Source organism: Weissella sp. DD23 (assembly GCF_001579105.1).
GTDB classification, from domain to species: Bacteria; Bacillota; Bacilli; order Lactobacillales; family Lactobacillaceae; genus Weissella; species Weissella cibaria.
This window is the reverse complement of sequence record NZ_KQ970400.1, coordinates 12,180-13,607: the sequence shown is the minus strand read 5'-3', so window position 1 is coordinate 13,607 and position 1,428 is coordinate 12,180. Positions and strand designations below refer to the sequence as shown.

General features: G+C 45.2%; 2 protein-coding genes. One reads left to right on the top strand and one right to left on the bottom strand.

The annotated features are described in order from the left end of the window. Window positions 1–304: 304 nt before the first annotated feature. Window positions 305–637, top strand: a complete 333-nt coding sequence (locus WEIDD23_RS11195) for a hypothetical protein (protein WP_010369657.1) — start codon at window positions 305–307, stop codon at window positions 635–637. A 41-nt stretch (window positions 638–678) separates the two neighbouring features. On the opposite strand, the gene WEIDD23_RS11190 is transcribed toward WEIDD23_RS11195, so the two are convergent. Further along, window positions 679–1,044, bottom strand: coding sequence for a helix-turn-helix domain-containing protein (locus WEIDD23_RS11190; protein ID WP_010369654.1), 366 nt, complete (start codon window positions 1,042–1,044; stop codon window positions 679–681). Window positions 1,045–1,428 lie beyond the last annotated feature (384 nt).

Below are 1,428 nucleotides of genomic sequence, written 5' to 3'. Positions count from 1 at the left end.
CGAGTGATATGAGAACATAGGTGTTCCTCCGATTGTTGAAAACCCACCGATTCGGTAACGTGGGCGCATGCGACATGCGACTGGTACAAAAATTGTACCGGCCGGTTTGTTTTTTGAGAGGCGGTTGTATCCCGTAAAACCCTCTGAGCTGTTTAACGACAAGCTCCGGTCGGCGCTGCTAAAATGTCAACGTGGCATAACTTTAACGCCAAAGGGACATAATAGCAAGCGTGAATTTAATAAGTAAAATATCCGCTTTTCAACACCCGAAAAAGTGCTAGACTGTCCGTAAGGGGGTAGTACGATGTTTTTTAATAAGCAACGCCGTATTGATCGGCTGGAGCGGGCTCAAGTTCTAGATGCAGTGATGGGACTGCAGCAGGTATTGAACGAGGCTGATGTGATTAATGAACTTTTGCTGGTGGCCCAACGCGTGGCAACCCGTATGGAACGAGGCGAGGATGCCCGTCGGTGGGCGAACCGCTTAGTGGCCTATATTGATTTTAGCGTTTTCAACCGCACCTTCACCTTGCCGGATGGCGCTGCGCCTTATGTGGCGCAATTACGTGAAATTGGTAAACTGGCTGGCGTAAACGGTGCTTATCGGACAGATTATGGGTCTGCCGCCCAATTCTAATCAAAATGAAAACCGCGTACCCATGTGGATACGCGGTTTTGTTAGTCAAATTGCGTTAAATCTTTTTGAATGAGACGCTTCAAGGTTTGTAGTTGCAACTTTGATAGACCGGCCGACTCAATCAAGGCAACGATTTCTTCCATGTCGGTATCAATCTCAGTAAATTCCAAGGGTAAGGTCTCGACGCTGTTATCACGGCTGTCGGTGTAGCCCAGCAAGTAATTGACTGAAACGCCCAGTACGTTCGCGACGGCCTCGACGTGAGCAATGGTGGGCTCTTTAAACTTCCAACCGTAAATGGTGTTTGTGCCTAATTCGGCCACATTATTAATAGTTCGAAGGGAATAGCCTTGTTCATCTGCAATTTCTTTAATGCGATTAAAAGTAATGGGTGTGAATGCTGCCATATGAAAGCTTCTTTCTAGCCGAATGCGACTATGTGATACTTCTATTGAACCCCATTAGCGGTGGATCCGTCAAACGATTATATAGCGAACAAGGAAATAACGCCATTTTTTCGGACTTTTGCCCATTTACTTACAAAAAGTATTAAAATAACATGAGGGAGATTAAAAGTGTTATCACCCATTTAAAATGTCAGTCACAAAGTCATGATCCGCAACTGTGGTAGGTTGTGAACGTGACTTTTCGTTTTTGGTCCATTGGTTGACAGAAAGTATTAAGCAACACGTTTCGACGTGTGCAAAGAGGGATTTAATATGGCAAACTTTGATGCATCAAGCACAGGAATTGGTAACATCCACTACGGGTTCACGAAGTCAACGGGGATT

Coding starts and splice junctions, on each gene's coding strand:
- WEIDD23_RS11195 (WP_010369657.1), top strand. CDS start 305: ATGTTTTTTAATAAGCAACGCCGTATTGATCGGCTGGAGCGGGCTCAA.
- WEIDD23_RS11190 (WP_010369654.1), bottom strand. CDS start 1,044: ATGGCAGCATTCACACCCATTACTTTTAATCGCATTAAAGAAATTGCA.